Annotated in this window: 9 protein-coding genes; 3 read left to right on the top strand and 6 right to left on the bottom strand. The window is 63.5% G+C overall.

Annotation, left to right across the window (positions count from 1 at the left end; all coding sequences use genetic code 11):
* Nucleotides 1–35: 35 nt before the first annotated feature.
* Complete coding sequence (locus tag ABHM97_RS13240) at nucleotides 36–1,415, top strand: 6-phospho-beta-glucosidase (protein WP_349471111.1); 1,380 nt, start codon at nucleotides 36–38, stop codon at nucleotides 1,413–1,415.
* Between the two features lie 30 nt (nucleotides 1,416–1,445).
* Here the strand turns inward: ABHM97_RS13240 and ABHM97_RS13245 are convergent, their stop codons facing one another.
* Nucleotides 1,446–1,964 carry a GNAT family N-acetyltransferase gene (locus tag ABHM97_RS13245; RefSeq protein ID WP_235518583.1) on the bottom strand — a complete coding sequence of 173 codons (519 nt, stop codon included), beginning with the start codon at nucleotides 1,962–1,964 and terminating at the stop codon, nucleotides 1,446–1,448.
* 111 nt (nucleotides 1,965–2,075) lie between these two features.
* Between ABHM97_RS13245 and mshA the strand changes: the two genes are divergently transcribed.
* Both mshA and ABHM97_RS13255 read left to right on the top strand, forming a co-directional pair.
* Entirely contained in the window at nucleotides 2,076–3,320 is a 1,245-nt protein-coding gene (gene mshA / locus ABHM97_RS13250; RefSeq protein WP_235517083.1) for a D-inositol-3-phosphate glycosyltransferase, read from the top strand.
* Nucleotides 3,321–3,420: 100 nt separating this feature from the next.
* The gene (locus tag ABHM97_RS13255) at nucleotides 3,421–5,109 is read left to right on the top strand and encodes a formate--tetrahydrofolate ligase (protein WP_349471113.1); all 1,689 of its coding nucleotides are present in this window, start codon (nucleotides 3,421–3,423) and stop codon (nucleotides 5,107–5,109) included.
* A gap of 84 nt (nucleotides 5,110–5,193) precedes the next feature.
* On the opposite strand, the gene ABHM97_RS13260 is transcribed toward ABHM97_RS13255, so the two are convergent.
* The 5 genes from ABHM97_RS13260 to glgX form a co-directional block, all read right to left on the bottom strand.
* Entirely contained in the window at nucleotides 5,194–6,279 is a 1,086-nt protein-coding gene (locus tag ABHM97_RS13260) for an inositol-3-phosphate synthase (RefSeq protein ID WP_235517087.1), read from the bottom strand.
* A gap of 166 nt (nucleotides 6,280–6,445) precedes the next feature.
* A complete protein-coding gene (gene mgrA, locus ABHM97_RS13265; protein WP_349471115.1) occupies nucleotides 6,446–7,483 on the bottom strand; it encodes an L-glyceraldehyde 3-phosphate reductase in 1,038 nt (345 codons plus the stop codon).
* A gap of 81 nt (nucleotides 7,484–7,564) precedes the next feature.
* A complete protein-coding gene (treZ, locus tag ABHM97_RS13270; protein ID WP_349471230.1) occupies nucleotides 7,565–9,337 on the bottom strand; it encodes a malto-oligosyltrehalose trehalohydrolase in 1,773 nt (590 codons plus the stop codon).
* 58 nt (nucleotides 9,338–9,395) lie between these two features.
* Nucleotides 9,396–11,708 (bottom strand): malto-oligosyltrehalose synthase, encoded by a 2,313-nt coding sequence (gene treY, locus ABHM97_RS13275; RefSeq protein ID WP_349471117.1) that lies wholly within the window; start codon nucleotides 11,706–11,708, stop codon nucleotides 9,396–9,398.
* The gene (glgX, locus tag ABHM97_RS13280) at nucleotides 11,705–14,011 is read right to left on the bottom strand and encodes a glycogen debranching protein GlgX (protein ID WP_349471119.1); all 2,307 of its coding nucleotides are present in this window, start codon (nucleotides 14,009–14,011) and stop codon (nucleotides 11,705–11,707) included. The genes treY and glgX overlap by 4 nt, the downstream gene beginning before the upstream one ends.
* Nucleotides 14,012–14,042 lie beyond the last annotated feature (31 nt).

A 14,042-nucleotide genomic window follows, 5' to 3' on the forward strand; every position in this document is an offset into this window, starting at 1 on the left:
TACGCTGCACCCTCCGGGCTGCATAGACTCGGACCATGCGGCTCATGATCGCCGGTGGTGGCGGATTCCGGGTTCCCCTGGTGTACAGGGCGTTGTGCGCGGGCCCCTTCGCGGGGCTTGTGGACTCACTGGTGCTTTACGACGTCGACCCGTTGCGGGTTGCGGCCATTGAGGCCGTACTCCGCGATATGCCCACCGCGGCAGGTTCCCGGCCCGGCGTCGTGGTTTCAACGGACCTGGCACAGGCACTTGAAGGTACGGATGTGGTGTTCGCGGCGATGCGCCCCGGCGGAACGGCGGGCCGGATCGCCGACGAGCGCGTTGCCCTGGACTTGGGTCTGTTGGGGCAGGAGACCACCGGGGCGGGTGGTATTTCCTATGCGCTGCGCTCCATTCCCGGGATGCTTGAACTGGCAGAGGCCATGCGTCGCCACTGTCCGGATGCGTGGCTGATCAATTTCACCAACCCCGCCGGGATGGTCACCGAGGCGCTGCGTCCAGTGCTGGGCGGGCGGGTGATCGGGATCTGCGATTCCGCTGGCGGCCTGGTGCAGCGGGCGGCCCGCGCCGCAGGGGCGCCGCTGAAGGACGGAATGCTCGACGGCGTGGGCTACTTTGGGCTGAACCACCTCGGCTGGCTGTACCGGCTGGCTCCGGACGGGACTGACCTGTTGCCCGGCCTGCTCGACGACGAGAGGGCCCTTGGGTCCATGGAAGAGGGCCGGCTGTTCGGCCGCAAGGTCCTGAAGAGGCTCGGCTGCCTTCCCAACGAATACCTTTACTACTACTACCGAACCGCGCAGGCCACTGACGCCATCAGGGCCCAACAGGAAACCCGGGGCACCTCCATCCACCAGCAGCAACGCTCGCTGTACCCGGCGTTGGTGGGCTCCGACCACGCCTACGCGCTGTGGGATGCCGCTCGACGGTCCCGGGAGGAAGGCTATTTGGCCGAAGCCCGCACCCACGGCGAACAACGGGATGAGGAAGACCTGGCCGGTGGCGGCTACGAGCGGGTGGCGCTGGCCCTCATGAAAGCCCTTTTCGGGGGCGGGAGGACCCAGTTGATCCTGAACGTTCCCAACTCTCCGGTGTCTGCCGCCGGTGGCCCGGCCACAGCGGATGGTGCGGTGCCCGGCCTTCCCGGGGACGCCGTCGTCGAGGTTCCCTGCGAGGTAACGCCCGACGGCGCCCTGCCGCTTGCGCAGGAGCGTCCCGGCAGGCAGTTCCTCACTTTGATGAAACGCGTCAAGGAGGTGGAGAAACTGACCATTCGTGCTGTCAGGGAGGGCGACCGGGAATCCGCCGTACGGGCCTTCGCCGCGCATCCGCTGGTGGGTTCCGCATCGCTGGGGAAGGAACTGTTGGATCGGTACGAGCAGGCTTTCCCCGAACTGCGCGGGGTGTGGTCCTAGGGTTTCTGTGGTCCTAGAGTTTCTGTGGTCCTAGAGTTTCCGGTACATCACGTGCAGTCCGACGTACCCGATCTCGGGGTGGTTGAACGCTTCAGGCACGGTGGCGAGGATGGTGAATCCCATGGATTGCCAGAGCCAGACCGCGCGGACGTTGCTCTCCACCACGGCGTTGTACTGCATGGCGTAGAAGCCGGCTGCCTTGGCTTCCGCCAACGAGTACGCACACAGGGCCCGGGCAATGCCCTTGCCGGAGTGCTTGGCCCCCACCATGTACCCGGCGTTGGCCACGTGGCTGCCACCACCGCCCTGGTTCGCATGGAATTCGCCGGTGCCCAGCACCTCGCCGCTCCCCCGGTCGACGGCCACGAAGGTCTGTCCCGGAGCCTCCTTGAACCATTTGGCCCGCGCTGTCTCTTCCGGGGTGTCACGGTCCCAGGTGAAGGTTTCACCGTCCCGGATAACGGGTTCCAGCACGGCCCAGATGCCCGGCCAGTCCGCTGCTGTTGCTTCTCGAATATCGAAAGTCTGTTCATCGGTCACAGCGGCCACGCTAGCAGCGTTGTCCACATAGCGGGGTTGCTTCAGCTCGGCCATGGCAGGCAGGAGTAGTGTTTTCTGCAGGGCAAACAGCATTTGCCCCGTCTTGTCAGGAGGAATGCCATGCCATTGATTCGTCGCGTGGCATTCCTGTCCTTGCACACCTCCCCCATGGAGCAGCCCGGCGCCGGGGACGCCGGCGGAATGAACGTCTACGTGCGCGCCCTGGCCATGGCCTTGGCTGAGACCGGCGTGGAAGTGGAAATCTTCACGCGCTCCACCAAAGCCAACCAGCCCGCCGTCGAGCATCCCGGGCCAGGTGTCTGCGTCCACAACGTCATGGCGGGACCCCGCCGGAAAATTCCCAAAGAAGAGCTGCCCGAGCTCCTCCACCAGATGGTGGGCGAGATAGACCGGATCCGGCACCAACAACTGCACGGCCGCTACGATGCCATCCACTCCCACTACTGGGTGTCGGGGGTGGCAGGGCTGGAACTGTCGGAGCTTTGGGGCGTTCCCATGGTTCACACCATGCACACCATGGCCAAGGTCAAGAACCTGGTGCTGCAGTCCGGCGAGCGCCCCGAACCCCGTCGACGGGAAGAAGGCGAGCAAAGGATCGTCGACGGCGCAGCCCGCCTGGTCGCCAACACCCCCGCGGAGGCCGAGGAACTCGTCTCCCACTACGGGGCGGACCGCGACCGCATCGACATTGCACCGCCCGGGGTCGACCTGAACGTCTTCACACCGTCCTTCCGCAGGAAATCCCGCGCCCTCCGGGGGGTGCGCCCGGACAGTTTCCATATCCTCTTCGCGGGCCGGATCCAGCGGCTCAAAGGTCCGCAGGTGTTCGTGAAGGCCGCCGGAATCCTTCGTCGGCGACGCCCGGACATCGACCTCGAAATGACCATCCTGGGATCCCTGAGCGGATCGAAGGACTTCAACCTCAAGCAGATCATCCACGATGCCGGGCTCGACGACGTCGTCACCCACCGGCCGCCGGTGGTGGCTCCCGAGTTGGCCAGCTGGTTCCGCTCCGCCGATGTCGTGGTCATGCCCTCCTTCAGCGAGTCGTTCGGCCTGGTCGCCTTGGAAGCACAGGCGTGTGGCACACCCGTCGTTGCCACCAACGTCGGCGGCCTCTCCCGCGCCATTTCCGACGGCCGCACCGGACTCCTGGTGGATGGGCACGACCCCTCGGACTGGGCGGACGCCCTGGAAGACCTCTACGACGACGTCCAGACCCGCGAAGGCATGGGACGGCTTGCCGCCACCCATGCCGAGTCATTCGGGTGGCAGCGGACGGCCGCGATCACCCTGGAGAGCTACCGGGAAGCAGTCAGCGGTTTGTTGGTCCCCAGGCGCTGAGTCCTCGCCTGTTTGGCTCAACGGTGCTGGTAGATTGTCGCGCACAGCGCAAGTACGCCCGGCCCGCAGCACCCTGTATGGCCACAGCCGAAGGACAACGATGTCTGAACAGAAGGTCCTGAGTGACCTGGAAATCGCCCACAAAGCCACCATGCTGCCCATCGAGCAGATCGCCGAACGGGCAGGAATCCCTGTGGCCGCCCTTGAGTTGTACGGGCCCTACAAAGCCAAAATCAATCCGGCCAAGCTGCAACTCCCCGAGGGCAGGAAACCGGGCAAAGTGGTGCTGGTATCGGCCATGTCACCCACCCCGGCGGGCGAAGGCAAATCAACAACCACCGTGGGGCTCGCCGATTCCCTGGCACGCACAGGGAACAACGTGATGATCGCACTGCGTGAGCCCTCGCTTGGTCCAATCCTGGGGATGAAAGGCGGGGCGACGGGAGGGGGCTACTCCCAGGTCCTGCCCATGGACGACATCAACCTGCATTTCACCGGGGATTTCCATGCCGTGACGTCGGCCAACAACGCCCTCATGGCTTTGGTGGACAACCACATCTTCCAGGGAAACGCCCTGGGCATCGATCCTCGCCGGATGACCTTCAAACGGGTGCTGGACATGAACGACCGCGCGCTGAGGGAGGTCGTTATCGGGCTTGGCGGACCGGCACAAGGAGTGCCCCGGCAAGACGGCTTCGACATCACCGTCGCCTCCGAAATCATGGCAGTGTTCTGCCTTTCCACGGATCTGGATGACCTGCGAAGCAGGCTGGGTCGCATTACGTTCGGCTACACCTTCGACCGGTCCCCGGTGACCGTCTCCGACCTCGGCGTGGAGGGCGCGCTCACCATGCTGCTCAAGGACGCCATCAAGCCCAACCTGGTCCAAACCATCGCGGGCACCCCGGCACTGGTCCACGGCGGCCCGTTCGCGAACATAGCCCACGGCTGCAACTCGCTGATCGCCACCGGCACTGCCATGGAGCTCGCAGACATCGTCGTCACCGAGGCGGGGTTCGGGGCAGACCTTGGCGCCGAAAAGTACATGGACATCAAGGCGCGCATCGCAGATGTGGCGCCCTCCGCCGTCGTCATTGTTGCGACCATCCGCGCGCTCAAGATGCAGGGCGGGATTCCCAAGGACCGGCTCAACGAGCCCAACGTCGAGGCTCTGGCAGCCGGAGTGGAGAACCTGAAGCGGCACATCGGCAATGTGGCAAAGTTTGGCATCTCCCCCGTGGTCTCCATCAACAGGTTCGCCTCTGATACTCCCGAAGAACTGGACTGGCTCCTGGCCTGGTGCGCAGCCGAAGGCGTGGTCGCAGCCGTCGCCGACGTCTGGGGGCGCGGCGGCGGAGGCGACGGCGGTGATGAGCTCGCAGCCAAGGTAGCCGCCGCGCTGGAACGGCCCTCGGACTTCCACCATCTGTATCCGCTGGAGCTCTCCGTCGAGGAAAAGATCCAAACCATTGTCCAGGAAATCTATGGGGCGGACGGCGTGGACTTTTCCGTACCGGCGCTCAAACGCCTCGCCGAGATCGAGAAGAACGGCTGGTCAGGACTGCCCGTGTGCATGGCCAAGACCCAGTACTCCTTCACCGACGACGCCTCCCGGCTGGGCGCGCCCAAGGGTTTCAAAGTGCACGTACGGGATCTGATCCCCAAGACCGGCGCAGGGTTCATTGTGGCCCTGACCGGTGCGGTGATGACCATGCCCGGCCTCCCCAAGGAGCCGGCGGCCATGCGGATGGACGTCGACGCCGACGGCAACCCCACGGGCCTCTTCTAGTCTCTGGCACAAACGCATGCTTAACGACAAGCGCCCCCGCTCCCAGGTGTTGTTCACCAGGTGCGGGGGCGCTTGTTGAGGGCTTTAGCGCTCGATGTCGCCGCGGATGAAAGCCTCAACCTTCTCGCGGGCGAGGTCGTCGTTGAACTGCTCCGGCGGGGACTTCATGAAGTAGCTGGAAGCGGAGAGCAGCGGGCCGCCGATGCCGCGGTCCAGGCCGATCTTGGCAGCGCGGATGGCGTCGATGATCACGCCGGCCGAGTTCGGGGAGTCCCATACTTCAAGCTTGTACTCCAGGGAGACAGGTGCGTCGCCGAAGTTGCGGCCCTCAAGGCGGACGAAAGCCCACTTGCGGTCGTCGAGCCAGGCAACGTAGTCGGACGGTCCAATGTGGACATCGTCGGCGTGCAACTCAGCCTCGACGTTGGAGGTCACGGCCTGGGTCTTGGAGATCTTCTTGGACTCGAGGCGGTCGCGCTCCAGCATGTTCTTGAAGTCCATGTTGCCACCGACGTTCAGCTGGTACGTCCGGTCCAGGGTGACGCCGCGGTCTTCGAACAACTTGGCCATGACCCGGTGCGTGATGGTGGCACCGATCTGGCTCTTGATGTCGTCGCCAACAATCGGAACACCGGCCTCGGTGAACTTGTCAGCCCACTCCTTGGTGCCGGCGATGAAGACGGGCAGGGCGTTGACGAATGCGACGCCTGCGTCGATGGCGCACTGGGCGTAGAACTTCGCGGCCTGCTCGGAGCCCACGGGCAGGTAGCACACCATGACGTCAACCTTGGCTTCACGGAGGGCTGCGACGATGTCCACGGCCTCTTCGGGGGCTTCGACGATGGTCTCGCGGTAGTACTTGCCCAAGCCATCCAGGGTGTGGCCGCGCTGGACGGTGACACCGGTGGCCGGGACGTCGGCGATCTTGATGGTGTTGTTTTCGCTGGCACCGATGGCGTCGGCCAGGTCCAGTCCAACCTTCTTGCTATCGACATCGAAAGCAGCGACGAACTGGACGTCATTGACGTGGTACTGACCGAACTCAACGTGCATCAGACCCGGGATCGTGGCCTTCGGGTCAGCGTCGCGGTAGTACTGGACACCTTGGACCAGCGATGCGGCGCAGTTTCCTACACCAACAATGGCAACACGAATCGGATGTGAAGACACGGAACTCCTTTGAGAAATAACCTCAGGTGCCAGGCGGGTCCCTGACCGTGTCAGAGAGCGGCTGATTGGCACGGCGCCATTCGGCGCACACTTGCATTGTAACCAACACAGCTGGGGCCGGTTTTGTTCCTTTCCCGGCCCCAGCTGTTTGTGTCAGTTGCCAGGACTACTTCTGCGCCCAGAGGTTGATATCGGATTCCACAGCGAACTCGTCGATCGCCGTCAGCTCGTCCTTGCTGAACTCCAGGTTGTTGATAGCGCTAAGGGTGTCCTCGAGCTGCGCAACGCTGGACGCCCCCACGAGCGCAGAGGTCACGGGCGAGCCCTTCGGCTGCTCGCGCAGGATCCACGCAATCGCCATTTGGGCCAGGGTTTGCCCACGTCCTTCGGCTATCGCCTTGAGTCCGCGCACACGGTCCAGTTTTTCTTCCGTCAGCGCGGACTCGGAGAGGAACCTTTCCTTGGCAGCGCGGGAATCCGCCGGGACACCGTTGAGGTACCTGTCGGTCAGCATCCCCTGGGCGAGGGGCGAGAACGCGATGGAACCTGCCCCCACCTGATCCAGTGCCTCATAGAGGTTGGGTGAGCCATTCTCCGTCCAGCGGTTGAGCATGGAGTAGCTGGGCTGGTGAATGAGCAGCGGCGTGCCGAGTTCCTTCAGGATCCGGGCGGCTTCGAGCGTCTGCTCCGGAGTGTAGGAGGAGATGCCGGCGTAGAGGGCCTTGCCGGAGCGGACTGCGTAGTCCAGTGCCCCCATGGTCTCTTCCAGCGGGGTTTCAGGATCGGGGCGGTGGCTGTAAAAGATGTCCACGTAGTCCAGGCCCATCCGCTCCAGCGACTGGTCAAGGCTGGAGATCAGGTACTTGCGGGAACCCCACTCACCATAGGGTCCGGGCCACATGTAGTAACCGGCCTTGGTGGAGATGATGAGTTCGTCCCGGTACGGCTTGAAGTCGTCTTTGAGGTGGCGCCCGAAGTTCGTCTCGGCGGACCCGTCCGGTGGCCCGTAGTTGTTGGCGAGGTCAAAGTGGGTGACCCCCAGGTCGAACGCCCGGCGCAGGATGGCGCGCTGTTCGTCGAACCGCTTGTCGTCGCCGAAGTTGTGCCATAGGCCCAGCGAGATGGCGGGAAGCTTCAGTCCGCTGCGTCCGACACGGCGGTAGGGCATGGTTTCGTAGCGGTTCTCCGCAGCCGAATAAGTCATACGTTCTATCCTGCCACTGCCCGATCCAAGGGTGACGGCGCGTCCGCTATGTGGGCGCCGTCACCCTCGGGTCAGGCGAGGTCAGTTGACACGCACGACGACGGCGCTACCGCCAGGAAGCGTCAACGTCCCGTCGTCCAGGGCTGCTTCGTGGTCGGTGGCCAGCAGCACAGAGCCGTCCAGGGGTGTCGCGAGTGCTTCGTCCCCGAAGTTGCAGACAACCCGTACATCGCCGCGGGACATCTGCAGCCAGCGTTCGTCGTCGTCGAACTCAACCGATGTATCTCCAAATCCGCCGTCCGCCAGTTCCGGGGTGTTATGGCGCAGCTGTGCCAAATCCTTGTACAGCTGCAGCAGGCGGGCGTGGTCTCCCTCTTCTGCTTCCTCCCACTGGAGCTTGGAGCGCTGAAACGTTTCCGGGTCCTGGGGGTCGGGAACTACCGCAGGGTCCCATCCCATGCGTTCAAACTCCTTGATCCGGCCTTCGGCTGTGGCCTTGCCCAGCTCCGGTTCCGGATGCGAGGTGAAGAACTGCCAGGGTGTGGACGCGCCATATTCCTCACCCATGAACAGCATGGGCGTGAAGGGGGACGTCATGGTCAGCACGGCACCAATGGCCAGTTTCCCGAAGGACAGCGACGCGGTGAGTCGGTCGCCAATTGCCCGGTTCCCGATTTGGTCGTGGTTCTGCAGGCAAACCACCAGTGCTGACGGGTGTGCCAGGTCATGCCGGATGGGTCGGCCGTGGTGCCGCCCGCGGAAGCTGGAGTAGCTGCCATCGTGCAGGAAGCCATGTTCCAGGACCTTGGCCAGCACAGCCAAGGAGTCGAAATCCGAGTAGTAACCGGTGGTTTCGCCGCTGAGGTTGACGTGCACCGCGTGGTGGAAGTCGTCGCTCCACTGTCCCTCCAGGCCGTATCCGTTGTCCTGGCGCGGGTAGATGAGGCGCGGGTTGTTCAGGTCCGATTCGGCGATCAGTGTCTTGGGAATACCCGTCTCGGCTTCGATCCGGTCCGCCAACGCCCCAAAGTCCTCCAGGAGGTGGACGGCCCGTTCGTCGCGCAGGGCATGAACAGCATCCAGGCGCAGCCCATCCACGTGGTAATCGCGGAGCCACATTTCTGCGTTCTCCAGGATGTAGCGGCGGACATCGTCCGAGCCGGGACCATCCAGGTTCACGGAGTCACCCCAGGTATTGCCCTCCCCCGATTTCAGGTACGGGCCATACTTGGGCAAATAGTTTCCACTGGGTCCAAGGTGGTTGTAGACAACGTCCTGGATGACGCCCAAACCTGCTGCGTGGGCAGCGTCGACGAACCGCTGGTATGCCGCGGGTCCGCCGTATGGTTCGTGCACGGCGTACCAAAGGACGCCGTCGTAACCCCAGTTGTGGACACCGTTGAAGCCGTTGACCGGCAGCAACTCGATGAAATCCACGCCAAGGTCCACAAGGTAGTCCAGTTTCCCGGCGGCCGCATCCAGCGTCCCTTCCGGGGTGAAGGTGCCCAGGTGCAGCTCGTAAATGACTGAGCCCTTGAGTGTCTTGCCCTTCCACCCGGCGTCCTGCCATTGGTGGACGTCGGGATCGAAGATCGCCGACAGGCCGTGGACACCTTCGGGTTGCCGGCGGGAACGGGGGTCCGGGAATGGACCTTCCCCGTCCACAAGGTAACCGTAGGAGTCACCGTCCGCTCCCTGTGCCACCGCTTCAGCCGGGGCGCGCCACCAACCGGTGGCCGCGCCGTCGTGCTGTTGTTCCATGTCGTACTCTTGACCGCCTGCAACCAGCCGCACCGAACCAGCGTTCGGCGCCCAGACGTCATAGCGGTTTTTCCCAGCAGCGTGCTCCAGCATCATGCTCCCTTTAGGTGTTCAAGCGTGCATTGCAGTGACGACGTTGGTCGTTCCGGAATCAGGTGGCAGGCACCAGCAGTGCCACGGGGTAACGCTCCAGCAGCCGGGCAACCGGCACAGCCCCGGCACGGTAGGACGCACCAGTCAGTTGGTCGGTGCTGTCCACCGTGAGGTCGATGACGGTGTCCCGCCACCCGCCATCACGTTCGAGCCGTCTGGGCAGCCGCGTGGCAACCGTGAGGGCTCCCCGCTTCTCCGCTCCCCTGTCGAAGGCCACCACATGGCCAGCTGCCGGTCCCCGTGCTGCCACCGGCAGGTAGCCGGCGAACAGCTCCGGCTGATCGCGGCGCAGCCTTAGGGCGCGGGAGAGCACCAGCAGCTTGGCCGATTCCTCCGTGAACGCCGGCTTGGCACCGGCGTCCAGCTCGGCGAGTGCCGCGATGCGGGCCTGGAAGTCCACTGGCCGCCTGTTGTCCGGGTCGGTCAGCGAACCATCCCGGAATTCCGTGCCCTGGTAGACGTCCGGGACGCCGGGCATGGTCAGCTGGATCAGCTTCGCCGACAGCGAGTTCGACGTCCCGAAGGGTTCAAGCTCGGCCACGAAGTTGTCCAGCGCGGCCGCAACTTCGGGGACATCAAAAGCGGCGTCGACGGCGGCAGCCAGGTGTCGTTCGAACTCGGCATTTGGATCGGTCCAGTTGGTCGAGTTTCCTGCTTCCCGCGCCGCTTTCAGGGCGTAGGACTGCAGGCGTTCACGGTCAGCCGGCCAGGCCCCGACGATTGACTGCCATAGCAACGCTGCGAGGGGGCCGTCCGGAATCGGAGCGAGTTGCTGAACCGTTCCCAGGAACAACTCCCACTCCGGAACAGCCTCCGAAATAACCGAAATCCGGGCGCGGGCGTCCTCGCTCCGTTTGGTGTCGTGCGTGCTCAGCGTGGTCATCGACAACGGCAGGAGCTGTTGACGACGTGCCATGCGCTCGTGGAAAACCCCTGCGGGGATTGAGAACTCGGTAGGGTCGGCTCCCACTTCCGTGAGCGTCCCCAGCCGGGTGTAGCGGAAGAACGCAGTGTCTTCCACGCCCTTGGCCATGACCATCCCGGAGGTCTGCTGGAAACGCCGGGCCAGCGGGCCGGATTCATCAAGTAGCAGTGGCTCCAAGCGACGCAGTACGGTGTCAAGGTCCGGACGATGCCGTGCTGCTTCTTCTATGGACTGGCTCAGGACCTTGGCACCGTAGGGCAGGTAAGTCCTGTAGATCGGGAAGCAGCAAATAACCTCAGCGAGGGCATCCGCGACTTTCCCATGGGGAAGTTCCAGGGATTCTGGAATCAAACGCGCCAGCCGCAGTATCTCGGAGCGCAGGATCCCATCGGCAATGCGTCGCTTGGTCCCACGGATCATGGCGTGGTAATCAGCTGGCGCATCCGTTCCACGAAGCCGGGCGTCGAGGGAGTCAAGGTACTCCTCGGCCGTAGGGTCCACGAAGAGACGGTCCACATCAGCCAGTGCGTCATAGCCTGTGGTGCCTTCACAGTCGAAGGTCTCCGGAAGCTGTTCGCCCGGTTCAAGGATTTTTTCCACCAGCAGGTATGCCCCGCCGGTAGCTTCCCGCAGCCTGGCCAGGTAGCCCTCCGGATCAGCCAAGCCATCGGGGTGGTCAATCCTCAACCCGTCAACCAGGCCCTCACGGAACCAACGGACAATTTCCTGGTGCGCTTCATCGAAAACCCAAGGGATTTCGACCCGCACGCCAGCCAACGTGTTGACCGCGAAGAATCGCCGGTAGTTCAGCTCGGCATCGGCACGCCGCCAGCCGACCAGCTCGTAGTGCTGCCGGGCATGCACATCTTTCGGACTGTCACCTTCGGCGTAAGTTTCCTCTGCCAGCGGAAAGGCATGATCGTAGTAACGCAGTTCACCGTCAACGACCCTGAGTTCGTCGAGGTCGTCATCGCTGCCCAACACGGGAATACGGATCTTGCCGCCGCCAAAGTCCCAGTCGACGTCGAAGGCTTCGGCGTACTTGGAACCCTGACCCTCCTTCAGGAGCTGCCACCACCAGGAGTTTTGCTTGGGTGAAGCTACTCCCATGTGGTTTGGCACGATGTCAGCCAGGATGCCAAGGCCCTGTTCGCGGGCTGACCGGGCCAGTGCGTCGAGCCCCTCAGGGCCGCCGCGGGAGGCATCCACGCTTGACGGATCGGTGACGTCGTACCCGTGGTCGGAACCCTCTTCGGCTGTCAGGATCGGCGAGACGTAGACCCAGTCGACTCCCAAAGAGCGCAGATAACCGGTAAGGCCGGCTGCATCCTGGAGGGTGAAGCCTGGACGGATTTGCAGCCGATACGTGGAGATGGGAGTCTTCACGCCTGGTCCTCCTCTGAAGCCGGCTCAGCCTCAGCGTCAGCGCCCTGTCCGCTCTCCGGTGTGCCGGGTCCCTCCCCCTTGTAGTCGAAAGGCAAGGACGTTACTGCAGGAGCAGTGATGGACGCCGTTTCCGGTGTGCTGGTCTGGGTCAGCGCGGCCAGGGAAGCAGCCACGGAATGATCGGGCTCAACCTCGGGCGTGCTGTGGGCGCGGAGGACCACTAGGGACTTGCCGCTGACCTTCAGGTGCTGCTCGGGCTTGATGACGCCGGCTTCGGCGCCCTGCCCTGCAGTGTCAATCATGACGTCCCAAGCAGGTGCGTACTCATCGGAGGGGATCTGGAAGTCCACGTCTTCCTGGTCGGCGTTGAAGTAGAGCAGGAAGTTGACGTCAGTGATGCGCCGGCCCTGGGTGTCGCGGCCATTGATACCGTCTCCGTTGAGGAACACGCCCACGGAGCGGCCGAAGGCTTCGTCCCAGTCGGACGGGCTCATGGTGGTGCCGTCAGCATCCAGCCATACGATATCCGGTAGCCGCTCACCTTCGCCACGGAGGACCGGGCGTCCGTCGAAGAAGCGGCTGCGGCGCAGGCTGGGGTGTTTGGCGCGCAGGGCACTCACCGCCGCCGTGAATTCGATCAGCGGCTGGTCCACGTTGTCCCAGTTGATCCACGTGAGCTCGGAGTCCTGGCAGTACCCGTTGTTGTTGCCGTTCTGCGTCCGCCCAAGCTCATCGCCGTGGAGCAGCATCGGTACACCCTGTGAGAGGAACAGGGATGCAATGAAGTTGCGCTGCTGGCGTGCCCGCAGCGCAAGCACTGTGGGATCTTCCGTGGGCCCTTCCTCGCCGCAGTTCCATGAGCGGTTGTGGGATTCGCCGTCGTTGTTGTCCTCGCCGTTGGCCTCGTTGTGCTTCTCGTTGTAGGACACAAGGTCCATCAACGTGAAGCCATCGTGTGCCGTGACGAAGTTGATCGAGGCGTAGGGCCGGCGTCCGGAGTGCTCGTAAAGGTCTGCCGATCCCGTGAGGCGGGAAGCAAACTCGCCCAGGGTTGAGGGCTCGCCCCGCCAGAAATCGCGGACGGTATCGCGGTACTTGCCGTTCCATTCGGTCCACTGAGGCGGGAAGTTACCCACCTGGTAGCCGCCCGGGCCAACATCCCAAGGCTCGGCAATGAGCTTCACCTGGGAAACAACCGGGTCCTGCTGAATGAGTTCGAAGAACGTGGAGAGCTTGTCTACATCGTAGAACTCGCGTGCCAGGGTGGACGCGAGGTCGAAGCGGAAGCCATCAACGTGCATTTCGGTGACCCAGTAGCGGAGTGAGTCCATCAACAACTGGAGGGAGTGCGGGCTGCGAACGTTGAGCGAGTTTCCGGTGCCCGTGTAGTCCATGTAGTACTTCTGGTCGTCCTCCACCAGCCGGTAGTACGCGGAGTTGTCGATGCCCTTGAAGGAGAGGGTGGGTCCCAAGTGGTTGCCTTCGGCCGTGTGGTTGTACACGACGTCAAGAATCACTTCGATGCCGGCGCTGTGCAGTGCGCGGACCATGGCTTTGAAGTCCTGGACCTGCTGCCCGGTATCGCCCTTGGAGCTGTAGCTGTTGTGGGGCGCGAAGAACCCGATGGTGTTGTAGCCCCAGTAGTTGCTCAGGCCTTTGTCCTGCAGGATGCCGTCATTGACGAACTGGTGCACGGGCATGAGCTCGATCGCTGTGATGCCGAGCTTCTGCAGGTGTGAAATCACGGCGGGGTGGGCAACGCCCGCATACGTGCCGCGTTGCTCCTCGGGCACCTCCGGATGGGTCTGGGTCAGGCCCTTGACGTGTGCCTCATAAATGACGGACTTGTGGTACGGGATCCGCGGGAGCTTGTCGCCGTCCCAGTCGAAGAACGGGTTGATCACCACACCGAGCATCATGTGCGCGGCGGAGTCCTCGTCATTCCGGGACTCCGGGTCACCCATGTTGTAGGAAAACAATGATGGGTCCCAATCGATCTGCCGGTGGACAGCCTTGGCGTAGGGATCAAGGAGCAACTTGTTGGGGTTGAATCGGTTACCGGCGTCGGGGTCGTAGGGCCCGTGCACGCGGTATCCGTACTTCTGCCCGGGTTGAACCTGCGGCAGGTAACAGTGCCATACATAACCATCAACCTCGGTGACATCTACGCGGACTTCCCCGCCGTCGTCGTCGAAGAGGCACAACTCCACTTTTTCGGCCTTCTCGCTAAACAGCGCGAAGTTGGTGCCGGTGCCGTCAAAGGTGGCACCCAGCGGATAAGCCGATCCGGGCCAGACTTCCATGCGTTCTCCTCTTGATGATGCGAACAACTGT

It is taken from the genome of Paenarthrobacter sp. CAP02 (assembly GCF_040137855.1).
Taxonomy (GTDB): domain Bacteria; phylum Actinomycetota; class Actinomycetes; order Actinomycetales; family Micrococcaceae; genus Arthrobacter.